Annotated in this window: 24 protein-coding genes; 18 read left to right on the plus strand and 6 right to left on the minus strand. The window is 70.8% G+C overall.

Annotated features, from left to right (window positions below; translation table 11 throughout):
* The first annotated feature begins 19 nt into the window (after positions 1 to 19).
* Positions 20 to 1,069, plus strand: coding sequence for a UDP-N-acetylmuramate dehydrogenase (locus LY12_RS18245; protein ID WP_253858312.1), 1,050 nt, complete (start codon positions 20 to 22; stop codon positions 1,067 to 1,069).
* Positions 1,070 to 1,354: 285 nt separating this feature from the next.
* On the opposite strand, the gene LY12_RS18250 is transcribed toward LY12_RS18245, so the two are convergent.
* A complete protein-coding gene (locus LY12_RS18250) occupies positions 1,355 to 2,086 on the minus strand; it encodes an SDR family oxidoreductase (RefSeq protein WP_253858315.1) in 732 nt (243 codons plus the stop codon).
* Positions 2,087 to 2,155: 69 nt separating this feature from the next.
* Here LY12_RS18250 and LY12_RS18255 point away from each other — a divergent pair, with 69 nt between their 5' ends.
* Entirely contained in the window at positions 2,156 to 3,361 is a 1,206-nt protein-coding gene (locus LY12_RS18255) for a L,D-transpeptidase (protein ID WP_372493555.1), read from the plus strand.
* Positions 3,362 to 3,642: 281 nt separating this feature from the next.
* Here LY12_RS18255 and LY12_RS18260 read toward each other — a convergent pair whose 3' ends face one another.
* Complete coding sequence (locus LY12_RS18260; RefSeq protein WP_253858899.1) at positions 3,643 to 4,614, minus strand: TerC/Alx family metal homeostasis membrane protein; 972 nt, start codon at positions 4,612 to 4,614, stop codon at positions 3,643 to 3,645.
* Positions 4,615 to 4,981: 367 nt separating this feature from the next.
* On the opposite strand from LY12_RS18260, the gene LY12_RS18265 reads away from it, so the two are divergent.
* From LY12_RS18265 to LY12_RS18280, 4 genes are all read left to right on the plus strand, one after another.
* Complete coding sequence (locus tag LY12_RS18265; protein WP_253858318.1) at positions 4,982 to 5,827, plus strand: alpha/beta fold hydrolase; 846 nt, start codon at positions 4,982 to 4,984, stop codon at positions 5,825 to 5,827.
* The gene (gene mshA / locus LY12_RS18270; protein WP_372493556.1) at positions 5,824 to 7,140 is read left to right on the plus strand and encodes a D-inositol-3-phosphate glycosyltransferase; all 1,317 of its coding nucleotides are present in this window, start codon (positions 5,824 to 5,826) and stop codon (positions 7,138 to 7,140) included. The genes LY12_RS18265 and mshA overlap by 4 nt, the downstream gene beginning before the upstream one ends.
* A complete protein-coding gene (locus LY12_RS18275) occupies positions 7,137 to 7,670 on the plus strand; it encodes a type III secretion system chaperone family protein (RefSeq protein ID WP_253858320.1) in 534 nt (177 codons plus the stop codon). The genes mshA and LY12_RS18275 overlap by 4 nt, the downstream gene beginning before the upstream one ends.
* A gap of 726 nt (positions 7,671 to 8,396) precedes the next feature.
* On the plus strand, positions 8,397 to 9,146 hold the full coding sequence (locus LY12_RS18280) for a phosphoglyceromutase (RefSeq protein WP_253858330.1): 750 nt from the start codon (positions 8,397 to 8,399) through the stop codon (positions 9,144 to 9,146).
* Positions 9,147 to 9,230: 84 nt separating this feature from the next.
* Here the strand turns inward: LY12_RS18280 and LY12_RS18285 are convergent, their stop codons facing one another.
* Positions 9,231 to 9,545 (minus strand): hypothetical protein, encoded by a 315-nt coding sequence (locus tag LY12_RS18285; protein WP_253858333.1) that lies wholly within the window; start codon positions 9,543 to 9,545, stop codon positions 9,231 to 9,233.
* Positions 9,546 to 10,127: 582 nt separating this feature from the next.
* Between LY12_RS18285 and LY12_RS18290 the strand changes: the two genes are divergently transcribed.
* The 12 genes from LY12_RS18290 (at position 10,128) to LY12_RS18340 (ending at position 21,369) form a co-directional block, all read left to right on the plus strand.
* Positions 10,128 to 11,465, plus strand: a complete 1,338-nt coding sequence (locus LY12_RS18290; protein WP_253858335.1) for a sensor histidine kinase — start codon at positions 10,128 to 10,130, stop codon at positions 11,463 to 11,465.
* On the plus strand, positions 11,462 to 12,154 hold the full coding sequence (locus LY12_RS18295; protein WP_253858337.1) for a response regulator: 693 nt from the start codon (positions 11,462 to 11,464) through the stop codon (positions 12,152 to 12,154). Before LY12_RS18290 ends, LY12_RS18295 begins: the two co-directional genes overlap by 4 nt.
* 27 nt (positions 12,155 to 12,181) lie before the next feature.
* Positions 12,182 to 13,150 carry a Ppx/GppA family phosphatase gene (locus LY12_RS18300; protein ID WP_253858340.1) on the plus strand — a complete coding sequence of 323 codons (969 nt, stop codon included), beginning with the start codon at positions 12,182 to 12,184 and terminating at the stop codon, positions 13,148 to 13,150.
* A 55-nt stretch (positions 13,151 to 13,205) separates the two neighbouring features.
* On the plus strand, positions 13,206 to 15,194 hold the full coding sequence (locus LY12_RS18305) for an Rv0497 family membrane protein (protein WP_253858343.1): 1,989 nt from the start codon (positions 13,206 to 13,208) through the stop codon (positions 15,192 to 15,194).
* A gap of 3 nt (positions 15,195 to 15,197) precedes the next feature.
* A complete protein-coding gene (locus tag LY12_RS18310; protein ID WP_253858346.1) occupies positions 15,198 to 15,983 on the plus strand; it encodes a sugar phosphate isomerase/epimerase family protein in 786 nt (261 codons plus the stop codon).
* A gap of 393 nt (positions 15,984 to 16,376) precedes the next feature.
* Positions 16,377 to 16,505, plus strand: coding sequence for a hypothetical protein (locus LY12_RS25955; protein ID WP_301302810.1), 129 nt, complete (start codon positions 16,377 to 16,379; stop codon positions 16,503 to 16,505).
* The gene (locus tag LY12_RS18315; protein ID WP_253858348.1) at positions 16,502 to 17,323 is read left to right on the plus strand and encodes a thioesterase family protein; all 822 of its coding nucleotides are present in this window, start codon (positions 16,502 to 16,504) and stop codon (positions 17,321 to 17,323) included. Before LY12_RS25955 ends, LY12_RS18315 begins: the two co-directional genes overlap by 4 nt.
* Positions 17,324 to 17,463: 140 nt before the next feature.
* Positions 17,464 to 18,270: a pyrroline-5-carboxylate reductase gene (proC, locus tag LY12_RS18320; protein ID WP_253858350.1), complete on the plus strand. Its 807-nt coding sequence runs from the start codon at positions 17,464 to 17,466 to the stop codon at positions 18,268 to 18,270.
* Between the two features lie 146 nt (positions 18,271 to 18,416).
* On the plus strand, positions 18,417 to 18,632 hold the full coding sequence (locus LY12_RS18325) for a helix-turn-helix domain-containing protein (protein ID WP_183646522.1): 216 nt from the start codon (positions 18,417 to 18,419) through the stop codon (positions 18,630 to 18,632).
* Positions 18,633 to 18,838: 206 nt separating this feature from the next.
* A complete protein-coding gene (locus tag LY12_RS18330; RefSeq protein ID WP_005453035.1) occupies positions 18,839 to 18,940 on the plus strand; it encodes a 30S ribosomal protein bS22 in 102 nt (33 codons plus the stop codon).
* Between the two features lie 404 nt (positions 18,941 to 19,344).
* Positions 19,345 to 20,367 carry an NAD-dependent epimerase/dehydratase family protein gene (locus LY12_RS18335; protein ID WP_253858901.1) on the plus strand — a complete coding sequence of 341 codons (1,023 nt, stop codon included), beginning with the start codon at positions 19,345 to 19,347 and terminating at the stop codon, positions 20,365 to 20,367.
* A 12-nt stretch (positions 20,368 to 20,379) separates the two neighbouring features.
* A complete protein-coding gene (locus LY12_RS18340) occupies positions 20,380 to 21,369 on the plus strand; it encodes a lysophospholipid acyltransferase family protein (RefSeq protein WP_253858352.1) in 990 nt (329 codons plus the stop codon).
* 143 nt (positions 21,370 to 21,512) lie between these two features.
* On the opposite strand, the gene LY12_RS18345 is transcribed toward LY12_RS18340, so the two are convergent.
* The 3 genes from LY12_RS18345 to LY12_RS18355 form a co-directional block, all read right to left on the minus strand.
* Positions 21,513 to 22,613, minus strand: coding sequence for an HAD family hydrolase (locus LY12_RS18345; RefSeq protein ID WP_253858354.1), 1,101 nt, complete (start codon positions 22,611 to 22,613; stop codon positions 21,513 to 21,515).
* A gap of 143 nt (positions 22,614 to 22,756) precedes the next feature.
* Positions 22,757 to 24,040 carry a DUF5667 domain-containing protein gene (locus tag LY12_RS18350; protein ID WP_253858357.1) on the minus strand — a complete coding sequence of 428 codons (1,284 nt, stop codon included), beginning with the start codon at positions 24,038 to 24,040 and terminating at the stop codon, positions 22,757 to 22,759.
* A 172-nt stretch (positions 24,041 to 24,212) separates the two neighbouring features.
* Positions 24,213 to 24,872, minus strand: a complete 660-nt coding sequence (locus LY12_RS18355; protein ID WP_253858359.1) for a sigma-70 family RNA polymerase sigma factor — start codon at positions 24,870 to 24,872, stop codon at positions 24,213 to 24,215.
* Positions 24,873 to 24,948: the final 76 nt, after the last annotated feature.

Consider the following 24,948-nt stretch of genomic DNA (forward strand, 5'->3'; position numbering starts at 1 on the left):
GACAGTACCGTTGCGGGTTGTGAGCACTGTCGAAACGTCCACCTGCCGCGACCTGCGCAACTACACGACACTGCGCCTCGGCGGGCCCGCGCGCCGGTTCGTGACGGCGACCACGCCGGCCGAGTTGGCAGGGCTCGTCGGCGACCTCGACGCCGCCGGTGAACCCGTCCTGCTGGTCGGCGGTGGCTCGAACCTCGTCGTGGCCGACGCCGGGTTCGACGGCACCGTCGTGCGCATCGCCGACACCGGGTGGGACGGGGCGACCGTGCAGGCGGGGCAGGACTGGGACGCCTACGTCGCCGCCACCGTCGTCGAGGGGTACGGCGGGCTGGAATGCCTCTCCGGCATCCCCGGGTCGGCGGGCGCCACGCCCATCCAGAACGTCGGCGCCTACGGCTGCGAGATCAGCGACGTGCTGCACTCGGTCGAGCTCTACGACCGCACCACGGGCGAGGTGCGCACCCTCACCGCGGGCGAACTCGGTTTCGCCTACCGCACGAGCATGCTCAAGGGCACCGACGACGGTGTGGTGCTGTCCGTGCGGTTCAACCTGCGCGAGGACGGCCTGTCCGCGCCGATCCGCTACGCCGAACTCGCCCGCACCCTCGGCGTCGACGTCGGTGACCGGGTGCCCGCCACGGAGGTGCGCGAGGCGGTGCTGGGGTTGCGCCGCCGCAAGGGCATGGTCCTGGACCCCGACGACCACGACACGTGGAGCGCGGGCTCGTTCTTCACCAACCCGATCGTGCCCGAGGCGCAGGTGGGCGAGGTGCTGGGCCGCATCGCGGACGTCGTGGGCAACGACGTGCCCGTGCCGCAGTACCCCGCCGACGACGGGGTGAAGCTGTCCGCGGCATGGCTCATCGAACGCGCGGGGTTCACCAAGGGGCACGCGGGTCCGGCCGGGCGGGTGTCACTGTCGACGAAACACACACTGGCCCTGACCAACCGCGGCGAGGCGCGCACCGAGGACCTGCTGGCGCTGGCCCGTGAAGTGCGTGACGGTGTGTCCGGCGCATTCGGTGTCACACTCCGCCCGGAGCCGCTGCTCATCAACTGCGCACTGTGAGGGCCCTGTGCCCCCAAGGGCACCTTGGTTGCGTTCAACCCGACGAATCTTCCCCTCACGAGGATGCGGTCCACGTGGTCGTCGAGGAGTGGAGTCGTCGTGCCATCCGTCTCCTGCCGTCACTCGGACGGACACGCGCGACGGCGGTGCAGTCGGCATGCAACCCGGCGCCACGTGCAATGCGGGCCACGTGCAACCAAGGTGCCCCTGGGGGCGCTCAATGCAACCAAGGTGCCCTCGGGGGCGAAAGGAGCCCTTGGGACGCCCGCCGCCGTCGCCGAACCTTCACTCGCGGTGGATGGTCCTGCCGTCGAGCTGGGCTCGAGGCTTGACGACGATCTGGTCGAGGTTGACGTGCGACGGCCGCGTGGCGGCGAACGAGATGACGTCGGCCACGTCCTCGGCCGTCAACGGCTGGTATCCCTCGTAGACCTTCGCCGCACGGTCGGTGTCACCTTCGAACCGGTTGACCGAGAATTCGGTCTGCACCGCGCCCGGGACGACCTCCGTCAGCCGCAGCGGATCACCCAGGTGTTCGGCGCGCAACGTCTCGTGCAGCGCCGCCTGGGCGTGTTTCGACGAGGTGTAGCCGGAACCGCCGGAGTACACGCCGTGCCCCGCGATCGACGTCACCGTGATGACGTGCCCGTCGCCGGAGGCGACGAGTTTCGGCAGCAGCGCCTTCGTCACGCGCAGCGTGCCGAGCACGTTCGTCTCCCACATCCAGCGCCAGTGGTCCTCGTCGGCCTCCTCGACCCGCTCGATTCCCCACGCACCGCCCGCGTTGTTGACCAACACGTGGCACTCCGGAACCCGTTCGGCGAACGAGGCAACGGAATCGGCGTCCGTGACGTCCAGTGTCAGGGCGGTGCCCGACGTTTCCTCCGCGAGCGTTTCGAGCTTGTCGAGGCGGCGCGCGCCGAGGACGACGTGGAATCCGGCCTGGGCGAGAGTCCTGGCGGCGGCTGCGCCGATTCCGGCGCTGGCGCCGGTGATGACTGCGGTTCGCGTGCTCATGCTCCGCATGCTGCCAGGTAATGTTGTGGTGCCGGCGGGGGTGCTGGCGGGCCAGGAAGGTAGGCACACGTGAGGTTCGGACAAAACGGGGGAAGCGAACACACCGTCGGCAGGCGGGGAGTGCTGAAGGCGGCCGCTGTGGTCGCACCGGCAGGGGTGCTCGTCGCCTGCACGGGCGGCGAGGACACGTCGGGTGCGGGCAGCGGTGGCGGCAACGGGGACACCCCGGCCGAGCCGCAGGCCACGATCACCGCGGACCCGAAGGCCGACGCCCGTGACGTCGAGGTCACCGCGCCCGTCAAACTCACCGTCGCCGAGGGCACGTTCACCGAGGTCGAACTCACCAACGAGGACGGTAAAGCCGTCGAAGGCAGCCTCAACGACGACAAGACCGAGTGGACCGCCGGCGAACCCCTCGGCTACGGGCGCACCTACACCTACGCCGCGAAAGCCTCCGGCAGCGACGGCCGCACCGCCGAGTTCGACGGCTCGTTCAGCACGGTCCAGCCGTCCGCCGTCGTGCGCGCCACGTTGTATCCCGGCGACGACGCGGTCGTGGGCGTCGGCCAGCCCATCACCGTCAAGTTCGACGCCCCGGTCAGCGACCGCGCCGCCGCGCAGCGCGCGCTGTCGGTCGAGACGGAGCCGCAGGTCGAGGGCGCGTGGGCGTGGCTGAACGACCAGCAGGTCGACTGGCGGCCCCGCGAGTACTGGCCCGCGCACACGCAGGTCCAGGTCGCCGCGAACCTCTACGGCGTGAACTACGGCGGCGGCGCCTACGGCAAGGCGGACGTCACCACGAAGTTCAGCATCGGGCGTAACCAGGTCGTCAAGGTGCACACGCCGGAGCACCGCATGCGCGTGTACCGCGACGGCGCCGAGGTCGCCAACTATCCGTGCAGCAACGGCAAGGACGACAATCCCGACCTCAACACTCCCAACGGCACCGTCATCGTCATGACCAAGGAGCCGACGTCGATCTTCGACAACGAGGAGTACGGCTACACCGACGTCAAGAAGACCTGGTGCTGCCGCATCTCCAACCACGGCGAGTACATCCACGAGAACAAGGAGAACGCCGCCAACATCGGCAAGCGGAACACCTCGCACGGCTGCGTCAACCTGCTGCCCGACGACGCCAAGGCGTACTTCGACTCGGCCATGCTGGGCGACCCCGTCGAGGTCACCGGTGCGAAGGCCGACTTCCCGACGACGTCGGACGTCATGGACTGGCTGCTCGACTGGGAGACGTGGAAGTCCAAGTCGGCGCTGTGAGCCGCGGGCCCGCCCCGACCGGTACGGCCCGGTCGGGCGCCGGAAGGGGGCACGGTTGCGGAGCCGGCGCCGAGGAGCCTGCGCTGAGGTGCCGACACACGAAGTCTCCGGTCGGTCGTCGTCCCGGCGGCCGGGAGGGCGCTCGTCAGTCCTTGTGGACCTCGATGAGCGACCCGGCGGTGATGATGGCCGCCAGGACGACGATCGCGACGATCAGGATATCGAGAACCATGGTCGACTCCTCGTCGTTGAGGCGCCGGTGAAGGCCTGGTCGACCCAGTCTACGCCTTCGCGTCGGCCGCTTCGCGGTTCTCGTTGCGCTTCGACACCCGCAGGCTGAGCACGGTCACCACGCCCAGGATGCCGATGATCGCGAGCAGCGAGATCGGCGTGGGGATGGTCGGAACCGCGGGCCACACGGTGTGTGCCCAGTGCAGCACGAGCTTCACACCGATGAACGCGAGGATGATCGCCAGACCGTGGTTCAGGTAGATCAGCTTGGCGAGTACCGCCTGCAGCACGAAGTACAGGGCGCGCAGACCGAGCAGGGCGAACGCGTTGGTGGCGAACACGAGGTACGGGTCCTCGGTGATGCCGTACACCGCGGGCACCGAGTCCACGGCGAACACGATGTCGGTCGCGAACACGGCGACCACGACGATCGCCAACGGCGTGAGCGCGCGCTTGCCCGCCTCGCGGACGATCATCTTCGTGCCGCGGTAGTCGTCGGTGACGTGCGTGAAGCGCCGCATCAGCTTCACCGAGCGCATCTCCGACGGATCCTTCTCGTCCTGGTGGCCCTTGAGCGCCTCCACGAGGATCTTCACCGCGGAGACGAACAGGATGAGGCCGAACACCAGGAACGCCCACGTGCCGGCCTTCAGCATGGCCGCGCCGAGCGCGATGAAGATGCCGCGCAGCACGAGCGCGCCGACGATGCCGTAGAGCAGCACCCGCTGCTGCACCGCCGCCGGCACGGCGAACCCGGTGAGGATCAGCAGGAACACGAAGAGGTTGTCCACCGACAGCGACTTCTCGACGACGAAGCCCGTCACGAACTCCGTCGCCTGGCCGCCGCTGTAGACCAGCCACACGAACAGCGCGAACACGAACGGCAGCGCCAGGTAGAACACCGACCACCCGACGGCCTCCTTCATGGAGACCTCGTGCGGCTTGCGGGTGATGACGAAGTCGGCGACCAGCAGGGCGAGCAACACCACGATGCTGACCGTCCAGAGCATGGGTGAGCCCATGCTCTCGGCGGCTCCGGAAGAGCCGGAACCGGCGGCTTGGACGAGCACACAGACCTCCGCGAACGTGTGAAATCGTTCGAGGTCTCCTTCACCCGCGGTGCGCGGGCGGCCTGCCGAGAACGCAATCCGTGCGTTCGTATTGACCGGCGAGGCCCAGGGCGGAAGTACTCCCCTCTGCGTCAAGTGTCCGGTACGACGGGCGCTGTTGCCAACCCGGGTGTTCATCCCGCCGGGTGTGATCCTCGCCGGAGGTCCGGGGCCGGGCGCGGGACGGGGGCCGGTGCGCAGGTCCGGCGCGACGACGGCACCGGGGCGGCGGAACCGCGACCGCGGCAGGCTCGACACGGCCGGGTGAGAGACTGCCCGGGTGCGAACCGAGGTCACAGGTGCAGGCGGGGTCCGGATCGGTGCGATCGTCGAAGGCGCAGCGGGCGCGGAGGGCGAATCCGGTGACGGCCCGCCCGTGATCGTCTTCGTGCACGGCTGGGCCCAGTCGGCGGACGCGTGGCAGCTGCAGCTGGCCGACCCGCGGCTGGCGGGCGAGTTCCGCCTCGTCGCGATGGACCTGCGGGGTCACGGCCGCTCCGACGTCCCCGAGGACGGCTACGACGATCCGCGCGCGTGGGCCGACGACCTGGCGGCGGTGCTGCACCTCGCGGGCAGACCCGCGGTGGTCGTCGGCTGGTCGTACGGCGGTCTCGTCATCACCGACTACCTGCGCGTCCACGGCACCGCCGGGCTGGCGGGCGTCGTCTACGCGGGCGCGATCACCGAACTGGGCCGCGACCACCCGGGCGGCGCGGTCGGGCCCGCCATGCGGGCGGCGCTGCCCGACGCGTTGTCGGCCGACGTCGACGTGGCCCGTCCCGCGGTGCAACGGCTCTGCGGCGGCATGACGGCGGGCTCCGGCGGCGAGTCGTTCGTCGACGACATCCTCGCCGTGCCAGCACACGTGCGCGGGGGACTGTTCCGCAGGGACGTCGGCTCGGCAGACGTGCTCGAAGCCGTCGACGTGCCCGCGCTCGTGCTGCACGGCGAACGCGACGCCGTTGTCGACATCACCGCCGCCGAGTACGCGGCCGGGAAGATTCCGGGGGCCTGCCGACGTTGGCTGCCTGGGGTGGGTCATCTTCCGTTCGCGGAGGACGCGCAGACGTTCGGCGAGGAGCTGGTGGCCTTCGCCCGCGACGCGTACAGAAAGGTGAACCGGTGAAGATCCCCTGGTACCGGCAGGCGGTTGCGTACCGGCAGGCGGCGGCGACGCAACAGCCACGCCGGGTGGCGGTGCTGACCGTGCATACCTCTCCGCTGGAGCAGCCGGGCACCGGCGACGCGGGTGGCATGAACGTCTACATCGCCCAGACGGCCCAGGAGATGGCCAGACGCGGCGTGCAGGTCGAGGTGTTCACGCGCGCCACGTCGTCGGACCAGCCGCCGGTAGCCGAACTCGCCCCCGGAGTGCTCGTGCGGCACATTCCCGCGGGCCCGTTCGAACCACTGTCCCGCAGTGAGCTGCCCGCTCAGCTGTGCGCGTTCACCAACGGAGTGCTGCGCACGGAGGCGTTCCACGAGCCCGGCTACTACGACCTGATCCATTCGCACTACTGGCTGTCCGGCCAGGTCGGCTGGCTCGCGCGCGACCGGTGGGGCGTGCCGCTGGTCCACACCGCCCACACCCTCGCCAAGGTGAAGAACGCCGCGCTCGCCGAGGGGGACACGCCGGAACCGCGCACGCGCGTGATCGGCGAACAGCAGGTGGTCGACGAGGCGGACCAGCTGATCGTCAACACCGGTGTCGAGGCCGACCAGCTCGTCGACCTCTATGACGCCGACCCGCGAGCCGTGCGGACCGTGTCGCCGGGTGTCGACCTGGAGCGGTTCCGGCCGGGGTCGCAGGCGCGGTCGCGTCGGGTCCTCGGGTTGAGTGACGACTCCGTGGTGCTGGCGTTCGCCGGCCGCATCCAGCCGTTGAAGGCCCCGGACGTGCTGCTGCGCGCGGCGGCGGAACTGGTCGGGCGCAGGCCGGAACTGCGCAGCAGGCTCGTCGTGTTGATCGCGGGCGGGCCGTCGGGAACCGGACTGGAACAGCCGGAGTCACTGAAGGCACTCGCCGCGGACCTCGGCATCGCGGACCTGACCAGGTTCCTGCCGCCGCAGGGGGGAGCAGGTCTGGTCGACGTGTACCGGGCCGCGGACGTCGTGGCGGTGCCGAGTCACAACGAGTCGTTCGGCCTGGTGGCGCTGGAGGCGCAGGCCTGCGGGACTCCGGTGGTCGCCGCCTCGGTGGGCGGACTGCCCGTGGCGGTCGACCACGGCACGTCGGGACTGCTCGTCGGATCGCACCGGGCGCCGGAATGGGCCGACGCGCTGGCCGACGCGGCGTTGCGGCGCCGGGACGCCCTCGCCGCGGGTGCGGTGCGGCACGCCCGGCGGTTCTCGTGGCAGCGGACGACGGACACGCTGCTGGGCAGTTACGCCGACGCGCGCGGCGCGTTCCGCCGTGCGGCCCTGGAGGTGGCGGTGTGAGCGAGCGCGACGTGGGCGACGTCGACGCGATCGTGCGGTCGGCGCTCGACGCTTCGGAGGTGCCGTACGACCGGCGGGCCGACGGCGTGTATTTCGTGACGCTGCCGGGCGTGAAGAAGCTGCAGACGAACGCGTGGCTGGTCGTGCGGGAGCATTCGCTGGCGGTGGAGGCATTCGTGTGCCGGCGCCCCGACGAGGCCTGCGAGGACGTCTATCGGTTCCTGCTGCGGCGCAACGCGAAGCTGTACGGCGTGGCCTACACGCTGGACTCGGCGGGCGACATCTACCTGGTGGGCAGGCTGGGACTGGACGCGGTCTCCGCCGCCGAGGTCGACACCGTGCTGGGCCAGGTTCTGGAAACGGCCGACGGGGACTTCAACACCCTGCTGGAGCTGGGTTTCGCGAGTTCGATCCGCAGGGAGTGGGACTGGCGCGTGAGCCGCGGCGAGTCGTTGGCGAACCTGCAGGCGTTCAAGCACCTGGTGGAGCCGGCTTCGAATCACGAGCCGGGCACGCTGACGGACGACTAGTGCGGCGGGCCGGAGTGCCGACCATACGCGGCTGAGTGCAGAACACGCGCGTCCGAATGCAGGACACGGGCGTCTGGGCGCAGGACACGCGCACGGGAAACAACGGGTGCTGGTCCGAACGAATGGTGCCCAGCGCTCGCCCAGGTGGGGGAGCACGCATCGTGGGGGTCCAGGGGACTCGGCGCTGGGCTCAACGAAGAGATCAGTGGGCTCAACGAGGAGACCGCTGATCGGCGGGCGCGTCCCGCGAGCGCAGTTCCCCGAAGTGGTCGACGGGGCGGCTCGAGGGAGGGGGGAGTCGCGAACTCGAGCCGCCCCGTGGACCTTCCCGCCTGTTCGGACCCGGTGACGAGGGGGATGCCAACGGGGCCGGCGGGCCGCAGCTCGGCAGGGGGGAGACGAGCTGCGATCTGCTCCCGCGTTGCTCGGCCCGGGGAGTGCGTGGTTCCGGGCCGTGCGGGCTCAACTGTCAACTTGTCAGACTCGGCACTGTAATCACAAGACTACTGGCTACTCTATTCGAGTGAAATTTCCCGACAGGTTGAACACACTGCGGCCCTGTCAACGCCATCGACCTGTAGATGCACACCCCGATCGAGAGTTCGTACCGACTTCACCGCGCGTTGAAGACACTCTGTGTAGATCGCGTGGTAGGGCGGAGGAACCCGTTAACGCAGTGGCCGACGTCGCGCTACTCGAATCGGCGGAGCATGGCACGCTGAGACCATGGCCGAACTTGGGACTCTCGTGCTGCTGCGTCACGGGCAGAGCACATGGAACGCGGAAAACCTGTTCACCGGCTGGGTCGACGTCCCGTTGTCCGACCAGGGCGAGGACGAGGCGGCGCGCGGCGGGCAGCTGCTCGCCGAGGCCGGCCTGCTGCCGGACGTGGTGCACACGTCGTTGCTGCGCAGGGCGATTTCGACGGCCAACATCGCGCTCGACGGGGCCGACCGGCACTGGATCGACGTCCGCCGGAACTGGCGGCTCAACGAGCGGCACTACGGCGCGCTGCAGGGCAAGAACAAGAAGGAGATCGCCGACGAGTTCGGCGAGGAGCAATTCATGCTGTGGCGCCGGTCCTACGACACGCCGCCGCCGGAGATCGCGCGGGGCAGCGAGTTCAGCCAGGACGCCGACCCGCGGTACCAGGACATCGACGGCGACCTGCCGCTGACCGAGTGCCTCAAGGACGTCGTGGCACGACTGCTGCCGTACTGGGAGTCCTCGATCGTGCCCGACCTGCGGGCGGGGAAGAACGTGCTCGTCGCGGCGCACGGCAACTCGCTGCGCGCGCTGGTCAAGCACCTCGACGGCGTCTCCGAGGCCGACATCGCCGGGCTGAACATCCCGACCGGGATCCCGCTGCGGTACGACCTCGACGCCGGGCTCCAGCCCACCAACCCCGGTGGCACGTATCTCGACCCGGAGACGGCAGAGAAGGCGGCTGCCGCGGTCGCCAACCAGGGCCGCTGAGCCGCACCGCCGTCGACACCGGACGCAGGGGCCGCCTTCGGAACGCGAGGGCGGCCCTTCGCATGTCCACGGCACGCGAGCCGGCTACGCCGTTCGCTGGAACACCTCGCGTTCGAGCCGTGCCAGCCGCTCCGCGACGGTGCCGCCCGAGCCTTCCCGCTCGGCCTGCAGGCGGTCCAGCGCCCAGATGCGGATGAGTGTCGACACCGGGAGTTTCGCGTCGTCGGCGGCGGCCTGCTGGAGCCGGTCGTGTTCCTCCGTGGAGAGACGCACCGACACGACGGCCGGACGGCCGAGGTGGTGACGGCTCACCTCGACGTGGCCGGGCGTGGTGCCCGAGGCGTCGTACTGTTCCGCCGCCGCGCCTTCGTCGGTCAGCAACGTGTCGATCTCACGCATCGTCGACCTCCACGTATGTCCGCCGATCGCTCTGATTCGAAAACCACGCGTTCGTACCCCACCAGTCACCGTCCGGGTGTTCGTCATCGCCGACCACGGGACTGACGAAGGATCACCGTGAGGATCGATCCGGCCGTCACCGAGTGTCCGACGACTCGAACCGAGCGGCCGCTCCTGCTTGCCGGGTCAGGTCGTTGCCGGACCGCGTGCGCGTCTTGCACCGCCTCATCCGCCCAGGACGTTTCGAGGCGGCCAGGCGCCGTCGTGCGGCAGCGCGCCGATAAGGGGTGGTCGGGCGACAGGTGGGGCAACACGGCCCCTGGAACCCGCACAACACGCGCCCCGGAGAGCGCAACACGCGCCCCGGAGAGCGCAACACGCGCCCCGGAGGGCGCAACACGGGCGCGGCGGGCGGGGTGGACACGGGGTGCGCCGGGGTCGGGTGGACGGTGGCGGAAAGGGCGTTCGGGGTACGGCAGGTGAACTGGATCTTGCCTGGTGGCGAACACATGGCCCCGGAGTGTCAGGCCGGTCACCGCTCGGCCTCCAGGACTAGGACAACCGCCCCGGCGAATGCTTACGATGCGAAGCGTGACGGCGTCCGGATCGGTCCTGCTGGCCACTGCCGCTCTGGTGGTCGGCATCGCTGTCGGTTTCTTCTTCTTCCGCACCCGTGGCCGGGACGTCCCCGAGCCGGCAGGCCCCACGGCCGCCGAGTTGCTGCTGCGTTCGGTGCGGTCGTCGGAGACCGGCGTGGTGATGCTCAATCGCTTCGGCGACCTGGTGTTGCACAACACGCGCGCCGAGGAACTCGGCCTGCTGCGCGGCAGCCAGGTCGACGGGCGGGTGCGCGACGCGGCGCAGCGCGTGGTCGAAACGGACGAGGCGTTCGAGGTCGACATCTCGCCCGACGAGGTTCGCGGCAGGCAGCCGGAGGCCGTTGTGGCCAACCTGCGGCCACTGGGTGACGGCTTCACGATCGTGGAGGCCGTCGACCACTCCGACGCGGCCCGGCTGGAGGCGACGCGGCGCGACTTCGTCGCCAACGTCAGCCACGAGCTGAAGACCCCGGTCGGTGCGATCGCGCTGCTGGCGGAGGCCGTCCTCGACGCCGACAGTGCCGAGGAGGCACGGCGGTTCAGCGAGAAGATCCTCCGCGAGTCGAACCGGCTCGGCAAACTCGTCACGGAGCTCATCGCGCTGTCCCGCCTCCAGGGGGCGGAGAAGCTGCCCGAGATGACGGTCGTCGACGTCGACGGCGTCGTCGCCGAGACGCTGTCGCGCACCAAGCTCGCCGCGGAGACCGCCGACATCACGGTCACCACCGACGGCCCGAGCGGCCTCGAGGTCGACGGGGACCGCACGCTGCTCGTCACGGCCCTGTCGAACCTGCTCGACAACGCGATCGCCTACTCGCGGCAGTCCAGCCCCGTGTCGATCAGCCGCAGGCTCACCGACGGCCACGTCGAGCTGGCCGTCACCGACCGCGGTCTCGGCATCGCACTCGACGAGCAGCAGCGCGTGTTCGAACGGTTCTACCGCGCCGACAAGGCCCGCTCCCGTGCGACCGGCGGCACCGGCCTCGGCCTGGCGATCGTCAAGCACGTCGCCGCCAACCACGGTGGCGAGGTGCGGCTGTGGAGCAGGCCGGGTGTCGGATCGACGTTCACGCTGCGGATCCCCGCGCGCACGAGCGCGGAAGCGACCGACCCGGCCGCATCGGCCACGGCTTCCGATACCGACCCCGACATCGACTCCGAGGCCGGCTCCGAGATCGGCTCCGAGGAAGCCGGGGACGTGCCGGCCGCGAGTACCGCCTCAGCAACCGAGACCCCAGACCAGCGCAGCGACGACCCGACCGGGCAGCCGCTGGTCACCAGCGTGCGGCAACGCACCGAACCGGGAGGAACAACGCAGTGACCAGGGTTCTGATCGTCGAGGACGAGGAGTCGTTCGCCGACCCGATGGCCTTCATGCTCCGCAAGGAGGGCTTCACCGCCGCCCTCGCGACGACCGGCCAGCAGGCGCTCGAGGAGTTCGACCGCAACGGTGCCGATCTCGTGCTGCTCGACCTCATGCTCCCCGGTATGAGCGGCACGGACGTGTGCAAGCAGTTGCGCGCGCGCTCGTCGGTCCCGGTGATCATGGTGACCGCGCGCGACAGCGAGATCGACAAGGTGCTGGGCCTGGAACTCGGCGCCGACGACTACATCACCAAGCCCTACGCCGCCCGCGAACTGATCGCGCGGATCCGCGCCGTGCTCCGGCGGGGCGGCGACACGGCGGCGGCCGAACCGGAGGCGGCGCCGCTGGTGTTGTCGGCCGGGCCGGTGCGGATGGACGTCGAGCGGCACGTCGTGACGGTCGGCACCGAGGAGATCTCGCTGCCGCTGAAGGAGTTCGACCTGCTCGAATACCTGCTCCGCAATGTGGGCCGCGTGCTCACGCGCAGCCAGCTCATCGACCGCGTGTGGGGTGCCGACTACGTCGGCGACACCAAGACCCTCGACGTCCACGTCAAGCGGCTCCGGTCCAAGCTCGAACCGGACCCCGGGCAACCGCAGTACCTGGTGACGGTGCGTGGCCTCGGTTACAAGTTCGAGGCCTGAACGCAAGGCCCGGTACCGTGGATACTCGTGCGCCTAGGGGTTCTTGACGTCGGTTCCAACACCGTCCATCTGCTCGTCGTCGACGCGCACCGTGGTGGGCACCCCACACCGATGCATTCGGAGAAGACGGTGCTGCGGCTGGCCGAGCAGCTCAACACCCGCGGTGAGCTCACGAAGCGAGGCGTCGCCAGCCTGGTCGACGCGGTCGAGCAGGCCAAGGTGTCGGCCGAGCGGTGGGGATGCGAGGACGTCATGGCGTTCGCGACGTCCGCGGTGCGCGAGGCCGGCAACACCGACGACGTGCTGGGCACGGTGGCCGACTCCACGGGCGTCGACCTGCGGGTGCTCACGGGTGAGGACGAGGCGAAGCTGACGTTCCTGGCCGCCCGCCGCTGGTTCGGCTGGTCGGCCGGGCAGCTGCTGGTGCTCGACATCGGCGGCGGATCGCTCGAGGTCGCGATGGGCATCGACGAACGTCCCGAGCTCGCCGATTCGCTGCCGTTCGGTGCCGGCCGCATCACGCGGACGCGGTTCTCCAACGATCCGCCGAAGCGTTCCGAGATCGTCGCGACGACGGCGTGGCTCGACGAACAGCTGTCCGGTCTGGCGGAGCGCATCCGCGGCGTGGGGGAACCGGATCGGGTGGTTGCGACGTCGAAGACGTTCCGGTCGCTGGCCCGGCTCACCGGCGCTGCGCCCTCCTCCGCGGGGCCGCGGGTGGCCCGCGCCCTGACCGACACCGGACTCCGGCAGCTCCTCTCGTTCATCACCCGCATGTCCTCGGAGGACCTGGCCGAGCTGGAAGGCGTCAGCGGGAGCAGGGCACATCAGCTGGTCGGGGGTGCGCTCGTGGCCGAAGCCACGATGCGTGCGCTGTCGCTCGAGCGGTTGGAAATCTGCCCGTGGGCGCTGCGCGAAGGCGTGATCTTGCGCAGGCTGGACCTTTCCAACGGCGAGGACCAGACTGCGCTTGTGACCGGCCGGGGCCGGGGATGAGACGCGTTCGGGCCACACTGGACGTAGACGACTGGCGACGGGCACGGTGGAAGGGATGACTCGAGACAGCGACGGCGATCGGCAGCAGAAGACCGTTGCCGAACTGCTCGCCCAACACGGCGGACAAGCCGGCGGCGCACCGCGCCGGCGGCGGCGTCGCGCTGCCGACGAAACCGGTGAGCAACCGAGCATCACCGACACGGCCCCGCAGGCCATCATCGAACGGGTGCGTTCGGAGGGCGGGCCGGCCGAGTCGTCCACACCACCGAACGGAGCCCCCGGCGGTCCGCAGCCGAACGCCGGACCTCAGGGCGCGACGCCGCCGGGCGGTCCGCAACCGAACGGCGCCCAACCCAACAGCGCCCAACCCAACGGCGCTCAACCGAACGGCGTCCAGCCGAACGGTGCACCCGGTGGTGTGAACCCGAACGACGTGCCCCCCGCGGGCATGCCGCCCGCGAACGGCGCTCCCGGTGCAGCAAGGCTGCCCCAGCCGGGCGCTCCCGGCCCGCAGCAGAACTCGGGTGGGTTCGCGGTCCCGCAGGCGGGAGCGGGGCAGGCTCCGCCGCAACCGGGCCAGCCTCCGCAGGCTCCGGCCCCGCAAGCGCAGTCGCCCCAGTCGACTTCGCCGGAGGCTCCGACGCGGAACGGCGTGCCGCCGGTCCCGCCCGCAGCCGGCGCGCCCCCTGCCTCACAGCAGTCGTCGGGCGGGTTCTTCTTCTCGCCGCAGAACGAGCCGCCGGACGTCCCTCCGCCGCAGAGCGACGCGCCCGAGGCCGGTTCCGACGGCGGTGACGCCGCCGCATCGGCCGCACCGCCTCCGCCCGCTCCGCCGCTTCGCAGGCGCAGGCCGTGGCGCGGTGGCGGCAGGGCGGCCGAGCCGGAGTCGAACACCGAACAGTTCCCCGCGGTGGCGGGCGGGCAGCGACCGGTGCCCGGCCCGGTGCGGGGCGACGAACCGCCCGCCGGGCTGGCCAACTGGCGCCGCAAGCGCCGGCAGGCCCAGGCCAGGGAACAGCAGCGGGCCGAGGAGGACACCGAGGTCGGCGTGACGCCGGTCGTCCCGCCCGAGCCCGCCGACGTGGCCACGCCCGACACCCCGCAGCAGGGCGGCGCCGACGCGAGCACCGCGGCAGCCTCCGCGCCCGGCGACGATCCGGACGCGGGCCCCTCGACGGGCTACTTCGTCCCGGACTTCGACGACGACGATGACGACGACCCGCAGGCCACGGGCGGCAAGGCCGCGCAGCCCGGCATCGGCGCCGCGCTCGGTGGTGCGGCCCAGGACGGCCAGGCGCTGAGCAGTCAGGCACAGAGCAGCCAGGCACAGGGTGTTCACGAGCAGGGCACTCAGGTGCAAGGTGCGGCGGTCGACGCCCGCGGGTACGACTCCGGCTACACCGCCTACGACGACGGCTACGACCACTCGGGCGACTACGCCCACGGGTACGCGAGCGGCTACGCCGACTACGACGAGGACCCGTACGCCTACGGCGACGCCGGGCCCTACGACGATGCGGCGTACGACGACCGTGCCTACGACGACCGTGCCTACGACGACCCGGCGTACGACGGGTACGCGTACGGCGATCAGGGCTACGACGACGGGTATGCCGAGGACTACGACGAGGATTACACCGACGACCGCTACGGCGACGATCCACGGGACGCCGACCTCGCCTACGACGACGACCCGTACGCCTACGACGACGGGTACGCCGACGACGACCTCGTCGCAGGCCGTGCGCCGGAGGACGCCGACGATCCGGCCGACGAGCCGTCGCCGGCCAAGCAGTGGCTGGCGCTCGGTGCTCAGCTCGCCGGAGGAGTGGCGGGCGGTGCGGCCGTGTGGCTCGGGTTCAACTGGCTGTGGGGCCAGCTGCCCGCGGCCGCGCTCATCGCCGCGCTGGTCGTCACGGTCGGACTGGTGCTGATCGTGCGCAAGGTCCGCCGTGCCGACGACCTGCAGACCACCGTGCTCGCCGTGCTCGTCGGCCTCGTCGTGACGGTCTCGCCCGCCGCGCTGCTGTTGGTGACGAAGTAGCGCGTGACCCCGATCGGACTGTCCACGGCATCCGTGTGGCCGCTCCGTGCCCGCTCCGGGTTCGAACTGGCCAGGGCGCTGGGTTTCGACGGCGTCGAGGTGATGGTCTGGGCCGATCCGGAGAGCCAGGACGTGGCCGCACTGCGACGTCACAGCGCCTCCACGGGGATGCCGGTGCTGGCCGTGCACTCGCCCTGTCTGCTGATCACTCAGCGCGTGTGGTCGCCGGATCCGGTGGTGCGGCTGCGGCGGTCGGTCGAGGCGGCGGTCGACCTGGAGGCGCCGACCGTCGTGGTGCACCCGCCGTTCCGGTGGCAGCGCCGGTACGCCGAGGCGTTCGCGGGCCTGGTCGCCGAGCTCGAGTCGTCGAGCGGTGTGCGGATCGCCGTGGAGAACATGTTCCCGGTGCGGACGCCGCGCGGACGCGAGGTGTCGGCGTTCCGCCCCTCCGTCGATCCGACCGAGGTGGGACACGCCAACTACACGCTGGACCTGTCGCACACCGCGACCGCGGGCATGGACGCGCTGGCGCTGGCGAAACGGATGGGTGACCGGCTCACGCACGTCCACATGGGCGACGGCACCGGAGTGGCGAAGGACGAACACCTGTTGCCGGGCCGCGGCACCCAGCCGTGTGCCGAGCTGCTCGAAGGTCTCGGCGCGGACGACTTCGGCGCACGCGGCGGGCAGATCGTCCTCGAGGTGAACACGCGCAGCGCCCGCACCGAGGACCAGCGCGCCAAGATGCTCAGCGAAGCGCTCCTGTTCACCCGCCTGCACCTGGGTTGAGCCCGCGACCGGGGACGGGGACGCCGGTCGCAGGTGCGTGTTTCAGCGGTCGCCGCAGGTCCCATCGGCGTGTCGTGTGCCACGCCGGGTTCGGGTCGCAGGCGTCCCGATACGTGGTCCGAGCGGCTCACCGGCGTTTTCAAGATCAACTTTTCCAACGGGTGGTGGTGCCTGCGCGCAGTGACCATCCGTATCGTTTTCGATGTGATGCTGCGTGCACGTGGTGTGAACACCTTGCTCGAAACGGGTGCCCGCAACGCTTTTGGTGGGCACCACCGCGCGACTCTGCCTATCCTGCGCGGGCACGGGAGCCGGTACGGCCGTACCAAGCAGGTCTCGGCCGCCGGTTGCTCCACGCCGACCCGGCGAGTGCCGGAGGGGGAAGGGGAGAAGGTGCGCGTCGACATCCGCTCCACGGCGGTCCGTACCGGTCTCGCGGCGGACGGGATCCCGGTGGGCCGCGCCGTGACGTCCGGCAGTCCACCGGCACCCGACGTCGTGTCCGCGACCGGCCGTCCGTGAGCACCCCCGAGACGGCCGCCGACTTCGGCGCGGCGTGTGACGCGCGATCCCTCGGCGACGGCACCTTCACCGCCGACCTGCGGCAGGAATGGTCCATCGGCACGCATCCGCACGGCGGGTTCCTCATCGCACTGCTGGCGAAGGCCGCCCTCGCCGCGGTGCGGGAGACCGGTGAACCCGCCATCGACCCGTTGGCCGTCAGCGCGGAGTTCCTGCGCCCGCCCGCGATCGGCCCGGTGCTGCTGCGTACCGACGTCCGCAAGGTCGGCAGGCGCGCCACGGTCGTCGCGGTGACGCTCGAACAACGAGGACGCAGCTGTGTCGAAGCGCGCGTCACCGCGGGCAGGCTCCCGGTGCGGAAACCGGACTGGCACGACGCCCCTTCCGCCCCCGCCGAACCTCCGGCCGGGTGCGTCACGCTCGACGGCAACGACCCCGAGGGGGTGTTCCACCTCGCCCAGGGCTGCGATGTGCGCATCGACCCGGGCACGGCCGGATACCTCGCCGGTCGCACGGGCGATCCGCCGCGGCTGCGGCTGTGGGTGCGCCCGCGCGGCGGCGTGGCCGATCCGTACTTCGCGCTGCTCGCAGGCGACATCAACCCGCCCGTGGTGCTGAACCTCGGAAGGGCAGGCTGGGCGCCGACGGCCCAGCTGACGTCGCTGGTGCGCACCCGTCCCGCCCCCGGCTGGCTGCGGATCCACGTCGAGAGCCGGTCGGTCCACGAAGGCTGGTTCGACTCCGACGCCCTGGTCGTCGACTCCCAGAACCGCATCGTCTGCCAGGCCCGCCAACTGGCCCTCGCCCCACTCGGCTGAGCCCCCGTTCGATGCCCCCAAGGGCACGTTGGTTGCATTGAATGCAACCAACGTGCCCTTGGGGGCGCCGCTGCGCCCGCCCGTCGGCCCGGCCACCACCCCTCACGGAGGCGCTCCGCGCCCCTGCATAGCCTTGAACCATGACTGTTGCCGTGCTGGGCGCCGGGAAGATCGGCGAGGCGTTGTTGTCCGGACTGCTCGATGCCGGGTACGACGCCGGCGACCTGCTGTTCACCGAACGTCATCCGGAGCGGGCCGCGGAGTTGACCGAGCGCTACGGCGTGAAGGGCGTCGAGGTCGCCGAGGCTGCCGAACGTGCCGACGTGCTGGTCGTCGCCGTCAAACCGCAGGACATCGAACCGCTGCTGGACGAACTGGCCGGGCTCATCGGCCCCGACTCGCTGGTCGTGTCGATGTGCGCGGGCCTGCCGACCTCGCTGTTCGAACGCAGGTTGCCCGCGGGCACGCCCGTGATCCGGGTCATGCCGAACACGCCGATGCTCGTCGGAGCGGCCATGAGCGCCGTCTCGGCCGGCAAGCACGCCACCGACGAGCAGCTGCAGACCGTGGAGCGGCTGCTGTCGTCGGTCGGCAAGGTCGTCGTGCTGCCCGAGTCTCAGCAGGACGCCGTCACGGCGCTGTCCGGCTCCGGCCCGGCCTATTTCTTCTACCTCGTCGAGGCAATGATCGACGCCGGCATCCTGCTCGGCGTGCCGCGCGCGGTGGCGCAGCAGCTGATCGTCCAGGCGGCCGTCGGCGCAGGCAAGATGCTCGAGGAAGGCGGCGAGCACCCCGTCATGCTGCGCGAGAACGTCACCTCACCGGGTGGGACGACCATCAATGGCATTCGCGAACTCGAGAAGCACGGAGTGCGCGCAGCCCTGCTGGACGCCATCGAATCGGCCCGTGATCGCTCCGTCGAGTTAGGCAAGGCCCACGAGGAGTAACCCACACACTCGTGCCATCGCCTCGACGGCCGTCGCATCTGCCACACCAGTCCCGCTACCCTCGCATTAGCACGTACGTGTCGAAGCCACACGGAGGGGAAGCCGCGTGGCGGGACACGTGCCCGAAACGGGACACGGTGAGACCTATGCCGGCGAAAGGTAACGACGACCTGCCAGGACCACGGCAGGTCCAGTTCTTGACGGTCGCGGAGGTGGCGTCGCTGATGCGCGTCTCCAAGATGACCGTCTACCGCTTAGTGCATTCGGGGGAGCTGCCGGCGGTTCGCGTCGGCAAGTCCTTCCGGGTGCCGGAACAGGCCGTCCACGACTATCTGGACAACGCATACTTCGACGTCGGCTGACTGTGGAGAGGACCGGCTCGAAAACGCGCGGCAAGCCCCGGGTAACCTGGTAGGCCGTGCGCGTGCCTCGCCCCACGCACGAGTCACGTTTCGCGGTATCCGATGCCTGCGGAACGTGGCCCGGCAGGCCACCACGACCTCGTCGTGGTGCCGGCGTTCGTGTGGCGCCCGCGCATCGTCACGATCTATCGGTTGAAGGAGTTCCTGTGGGCTCGGTCATCAAGAAGCGCCGCAAGCGTATGTCCAAGAAGAAGCACCGGAAGCTTCTGCGCCGCACGCGCGTCCAGCGTCGCAAGCAGGGCAAGTAAGCCCAGGGACTCCGCGCCCGCGCGTCCGCCGGTTCACCCGGACGGGCGCGCCGGGTTGCCGGTGATACGCCCGACGAGGCGCCTGCTGAAGCGGGCGCCTCCTGACAGCGATGACGAGCCCGGTCGGACCGGCCGGGCTCGTACTTGCGTGTGCACGGCCCCATGGGTGATCGTCCACACGCGTGGCCGCCCGCATGTGAGGGGCTCGGTACTTGACCGCCCCACGTGGCCGCCCTGCAGGTGACGAGGCCTGCGCGTGAGGGGCCATGCGCGTGATGGGGCCTGTGTGATCAACCCTTGCGCGGGATCAGCTCTGCGGAGCAGCGTCCAGCGCGTACGATCAGTGCCGACGCCGAGTTCTCGAGCGTCAGCGCCAGCCGTACCCAGGGGGTTCGATGTCGCCTGTGCCGCCCAGCAACGTCCTTGTGACCGGTGTCGCCGGAGAGTTGGGCAGCAGGCTGCTCGCGCGACTGGGTAACAACCCGGACCTCGATCGCGTCATCGGCGTCGACACGTCGCCGCCCCGCCCGGAGCTGCTCCGCAGAGCGGGCCACGCCGAGTTCGTGCGCGCCGACATTCGCAACCCGCTGATCGCGAAGATCATCAGCTCGGCGAAGGTCGACACGGTCGTCCACGCGTCCACGCACGCCCACCCCGCAGGGCCGACCCGCCGGGTGGCGGTCAAAGAGGTCAACGTCATCGGCACGATGCGACTGCTCGCCGCGTGCCAGAAGTCACCGCTGGTGCGCAAGCTCGTCGTCAAGTCGTCGGCCGCGGTGTACGGCGCGGGTGCGCGTTCGCCCGCGGTGTTCAGCGAGGACACCGAACTCGGCCCGACGTCGCCGTCCGGCTACGCCAAGGACGCCGTCGAGATGGAAGGCTACGTCCGCGGGCTGATGCGCCGCCGCCCCGACATCACCGTGACGATGGGCAGGTTCGCCAACATCGTCGGCCCCGACGTCGACACCGTCCTCACGCGTTACTTCGCGCTTCCCGTCGTGCCGACGGTGCTGGGGTTCGACTCGCGACTGCAGATGCTGCACTCGTCCGACGCGCTCGCCACCCTCGAGATCGCCACGCTCGAAGACCGGCCCGGCGTGTACAACGTCGCCGCGGACGGGGTGCTCACGCTGGGGCAGGCCATCCGCCGTGCGGGCAGGGTGGAGCTCCCGTTGCCGCGCACCGCGCTGCCGTCGGTGGGCAAGGTCCTGCGCAGCGCCCGCATCGTCGACTTCTCCGCCGACCAGGTCAGCCTGTTGAACTTCGGCCGCGTCGTCGACACCACCCGGCTCAAGAACGACTTCGGTTACACACCCCGCTGGAACACCCGCGACGCGTTCGACGACTACCTCACCGGGCGCGGCATCCGGCCCGTCGTCGACGGCGAGCGCATCGCGGGGGTTCTCACAGCGGTGGGCAGGCGGTAGGAGGGAACGGGTATGACGAGCGGGTCGTCGGCACAGGTCATCCGGCTGCACACCGGCGGGGCGCGCGGCGGCGATGCCCGTGAGGCGGAGGCGGACGGCGCCGACCGGGATGCGTCGGTCGTCGAGCTGCCCACCGCACCGGCGTCGGAGTCGGATACCGACGGGGCGGACGATCCGCTGGGCCGGCTGCTGACGTTCCTGCGGAACCGTCTCACCGGGGACTACGCCGTCGACGAGTTCGGCTTCGACCCGGAGCTGACCGACACGCTCGTGCTGCCGCCGCTGAAACTGTTGTACGACAAGTGGTTCCGGGTCGCCGCCGTCGGTGCCGACAACCTGCCCGCCGACGGGGGTGCGCTGCTCGTCGGCAACCACTCCGGCGTGCTGCCGATCGACTCGATCATGACCGCCCTCGCCGTCCACGAGCGGCACCCGCAGCGGCGCCACCTGCGCATGCTCGGTGCCGACCTGGTGTTCAAGGCTCCGGTGCTGGGCACGCTCGCCCGCAGAACGGGGCAGACGCTGGCCTGCAACCCGGACGCCGAACGGCTGTTGCGGGCGGGCGAACTCGTCGGCGTGTGGCCGGAGGGGTTCAAGGGCGTCGGGAAACCGTTCTCGGCGCGGTACAAGCTGCAGCGGTTCGGGCGCGGCGGGTTCGCGTCGGCGGCCATTCGGGCCGGGGTGCCGATCATCCCGGTGGCCGTCGTCGGCGCCGAGGAGATCTACCCGAAGATCGGCGACATCAAGCCCCTCGCCCGACTGCTTGGCCTGCCGTACTTCCCGGTGACACCGCTGTTCCCGCTGTTGGGGCCGCTCGGCGCGATCCCGTTGCCGACGAAGTGGACGATCGAGTTCGGTGAGCCCATCCCCACCGAGGGGTACGAACCGGAGGCCGCCGACGACCCGATGCGCGGGTTCAACCTCAACGACCAGGTTCGTGAGGGGATCCAGCAGATGCTGTACCGGCGTCTCGCTCGCCGCCGCAACATCTTCAGCGGCTGAGAACTCTCCGTAACCACCCGCGGTGGGCGTGAGCGCCCCCAAGGGCACTTTGGGGGCGTTGAGTGCCACCAAAGTGCCCCTGGGGGCATCGGTGACGCGACGCGACACCGCGGTGGCGATCACCGGGTGTGACGGATGGTGGGTCAGCGGCGGCGGTGGGCGACGGCGCCCGCGACCGCACCGGCGACCGCGCCCGCGCCGAGAACCGACGGGACGCCGATCTTCGCTGCCTTGCGGCCCGTGCGGAAGTCGCGGATCTCCCACCCGCGCGCACGCGCCGTGTCGCGCAACTCGGCGTCCGGATTGACCGCCACCGCGGTGCCGACGACCGACAGCATCGGCACGTCGTTCTGCGAGTCCGAGTACGCCGTGCACCGCCGCAGGTTCAGCCCTTCCCGCGCGGCGAGCGCCCGCACCGCGTGTGCCTTCGCCCTGCCGTGCAGCAGGTCCCCGACCAGCCGTCCCGTGTACACGCCGTCGACGCTCTCGGCGACCGTGCCCAGCGCACCCGTCAATCCGAGGCGCCGGGCGATGATGGCCGCCAACTCGACCGGGGTCGCCGTCACGAGCCACACCCGCTGACCCGCGTCCAGGTGCATCTGCGCCAGCGCACGCGTGCCCGCCCAGATCTTGTCGGCCATCAGCTCGTCGTAGATCTCCTCGCCGACCTCGGTCAGTTGCTCCACCGTGGCCCCGGCGACGAACGAAAGGCCCTGCTCGCGGATGCCGTCGACGTTGCCTTCCTTGCCGCCGACGCGGAACCGCAGCTGCTGCATCGCGAACCCGGCGAGGTCGGAAGCCGTGAAGTACTTCCGCGAGGCCAGGCCACGTGCGAAATGGAAGATGGATGCGCCGACCATCATGGTGTTGTCGACGTCGAAGAACGCCGCGGCGGTCAGGTCCGGCGGCGCAGGCGGCGGAGCCTCGTCGACATCGGCGGTGTCCGCGGCCCCAGCGGTGTCGAGTGCCCGTGCCCGTTCGCCCGCCGGTTGCGTCCCGTCGATCTCCAGCGGCTCGGCCAGGCCCGTACTGCCACCCGGCGCGGTGTCGCCTGTCGGCGCGGCACCCGCCTCGGCCTGTGCGGCTTCGGCCTCGGCCTGTGCGGCGTCCGCTTCGGCCTGCGCAGCTTCGGCCTCCATGGCCACGGCAGCGTCGGCCGACGCCTCACCTGCCAGGGCAGCGAGCCGTTCGCGTTCCTGTTTCTTACTGCGGGCCCGCCACAGTGCCACGCACACCGCCTCCACGGTCGAGTTCGGCCTTCACCTGGCTGTGCACTGAAGTAGTCAGGATAACGGGTGGTCGCGGAGTGCTTTCCGGTGCTCACCCCGGGCTACGCCACTACGCCGCCCGGCCCTTCGCGGAGCATCGTGGCCCCGGGTCGAGGCCGTCAGTCGCGTTGCGCGTCCAGCCCGGTGAGGCCCGACAGGATCCCGGTCACGGAGACCTTCGCAGGCTGCTGCGGCCGTTCGTCCGGCAGCCGTGGGCCCGTGGGTGGCTCGGGCACGGTGCGGACGACGCGTGTCGCGGGAACGTCGTCGGCAGGCGACCACGGTGGGGTCGCGCGGACCGGCGCGACCGTGCCGGCGTCCCCGGCCGCGTCCGACGTCGTGCGACCGGCGAGGGTGGCCGTGTCGTCGTCCGGCGAGACCTCACCCGGCTGCGGGTCACCGGAGTGCGGACTGCCGTCCGGCACCGCGGGCCGTGCCCCTGCTCGGCGGTCGTCCCTTCCCGCGTGCCCGCTGCAATCGCCGGTGGTGGGCAGCGCGCCGAGGTCGTCCACACGGCCGGAGGTGATCTCCAGGCACGACATGCGTTCGTCGAGCGCCTCCGCCCGTTGTTGGATCCGCACCAGCAGGTGTGTCCCGTCCGCCGTGCCGGGCAGCGGGGTGAGTCGCGAGGTCTGGGCCGTGGCCCAGCTGTGCAGCCGGTCGAGCTGATCGCCGCCCGAGGTGGTGGCGAGCGAGGTGAGCGAGGTGACGGCGGAACGCGTGTGGTCGGCGAAGTCGGACAGCCCCAGTCGCAGCGAGGAACGGTCGAGCGCGCCGTCGTCGGCCAGCGACCGCAGCTCGGTGATCCGCTCGGAGGCGTACCCGAGCCGCTGGAACGCGCGGTCCTCGTCGTCGAAGGTCATGGTCAGCGAGGCGTCCTCGCGCAGCTGTTTCAAGGCGTAGAACGACTCGCCCGGCCTCGCGTCGGCAGACGCGGTGAGCGCCGCGGCCGCCACTCCGGCGAGGACGGCGACGCCTGCCGCGACGGCGGGTATCCGGTGCCGCGAACTCCCACCGCGCGCACGTCCACCGCGCGCACGTCCACCGCGCGCACGTCCACCGCGCGCCGGTTCCACGTCCGGTTCGGGCTGTGGCTGCGGTTCCGGTTCCGGCTGTGGTTGCGGGCCTGCGGCGCGGCGGTCGGTCGCCGGGTGGGAGCCGGGTGCGAGCACGCGGTCGGTGATGCGCAGCCGAGCCGACGGCGTGAGGGAGCCGTCGCGTTCGTCGCCCGGGGCGCGGTCGCTGAGGTTACGCAGCGCAGCGACGACCGCCAGTTCGTCGGCGAACTCGCCGCTCCGGTCGGCCTCGCCGGTCTCGACGGCGCGTGCGAAGCGTTCGTCCTGGTCATGGGCGGCGCGGGATCGCCGCGCGCGGAATGACCGCAGGATTCGTGGAGGCTCCACGGTGGCAACGCCTCCCGGCTCGCCGGCGCGTGGCCGGTCCTGGACGTCTCGATGGGTCTGCGTTGACAACGACGTCGCAGCTGTATCGGTTACGGGATGTCGACCCTGTGGGTGGCGTGCGTTACAGCGCGTGGTCGGCGGAGTGGTCTGACCAGCGCCGGAGGGTGAGGCCTCAGCGCAACGTGTCGGGCAGGAGCTTTGCCAACCTGCGGATCGCGCGGTGCTGCAGTGCCTTCACCGCGCCCTCGCCCCGGTCCATGATCTGCGCCGTCTCGGCCACGGAATACCCCTGGATGAACCGGAGGATGACGCATTCGCGCTGGTCGTCGCCCAGGTCGCTGATGCACCGGACGAGCTCGTCGCCTGTGTCGCGGCTGATCACCTGTTGCTCCGGTCCCGGTGCTCCGGCCGCGCCCGCCACCGCGGCGCCGGGTGTCGTGGGGTCGGCAACCTCGTCGGTGACGACCTCGAGCCGGAACCGGCTCGACTTCACGTGGTCGAGCACCAGGTTGCGGGCGATGGTGGTGAACCAGGCGCCGACGTCGCGGCCCTGGTAGCTGATGGACGTGATCCGCCGCAGCGCGCGCAGGAACGTCTCGCTCGTCACGTCCTCGGCCAGGTGGCGGTCACCCACCCGGAGGAGTACGTAGCGGTACACGCCGTCGACGTAGCGGTCGTAGAGCCGGCCGAACGCCGCCCGGTCGCCGCCCTGGGCGGCGTGCACGAGGTCCCAACTCTCCGCCGTCGGATCAGGCGCGGCAGGGGCCGGGTCGGGTACGACATGCAGCGGGGTACGTGCTGGACCAGCAGCAACAGCGATTGGCAGGCTCATCGTGTTGCACCTCCTCCGGGGCCGTTCCCGGACGCATTCGTGATCTGGAGTGATCACCGCCACTACGTCGTCACGG

The sequence above is a fragment of the Prauserella alba genome (genome assembly GCF_024171735.1).
In the GTDB taxonomy this organism is placed as follows: Bacteria; Actinomycetota; Actinomycetes; order Mycobacteriales; family Pseudonocardiaceae; genus Prauserella; species Prauserella alba.

Bases quoted from the DNA above. Each gene is read 5' to 3' on its own strand.
- LY12_RS18290 (WP_253858335.1), top strand. From the start codon at position 10,128: ATGCGAAGCGTGACGGCGTCCGGATCGGTCCTGCTGGCCACTGCCGCT.
- LY12_RS18340 (WP_253858352.1), top strand. From the start codon at position 20,380: ATGACGAGCGGGTCGTCGGCACAGGTCATCCGGCTGCACACCGGCGGG.
- LY12_RS18355 (WP_253858359.1), bottom strand. From the start codon at position 24,872: ATGAGCCTGCCAATCGCTGTTGCTGCTGGTCCAGCACGTACCCCGCTG.
- proC (WP_253858350.1), top strand. From the start codon at position 17,464: ATGACTGTTGCCGTGCTGGGCGCCGGGAAGATCGGCGAGGCGTTGTTG.
- LY12_RS18260 (WP_253858899.1), bottom strand. From the start codon at position 4,614: ATGGGCTCACCCATGCTCTGGACGGTCAGCATCGTGGTGTTGCTCGCC.
- LY12_RS18305 (WP_253858343.1), top strand. From the start codon at position 13,206: ATGACTCGAGACAGCGACGGCGATCGGCAGCAGAAGACCGTTGCCGAA.
- LY12_RS18250 (WP_253858315.1), bottom strand. From the start codon at position 2,086: ATGAGCACGCGAACCGCAGTCATCACCGGCGCCAGCGCCGGAATCGGC.
- LY12_RS18285 (WP_253858333.1), bottom strand. From the start codon at position 9,545: ATGCGTGAGATCGACACGTTGCTGACCGACGAAGGCGCGGCGGCGGAA.
- LY12_RS18280 (WP_253858330.1), top strand. From the start codon at position 8,397: ATGGCCGAACTTGGGACTCTCGTGCTGCTGCGTCACGGGCAGAGCACA.
- LY12_RS18325 (WP_183646522.1), top strand. From the start codon at position 18,417: ATGCCGGCGAAAGGTAACGACGACCTGCCAGGACCACGGCAGGTCCAG.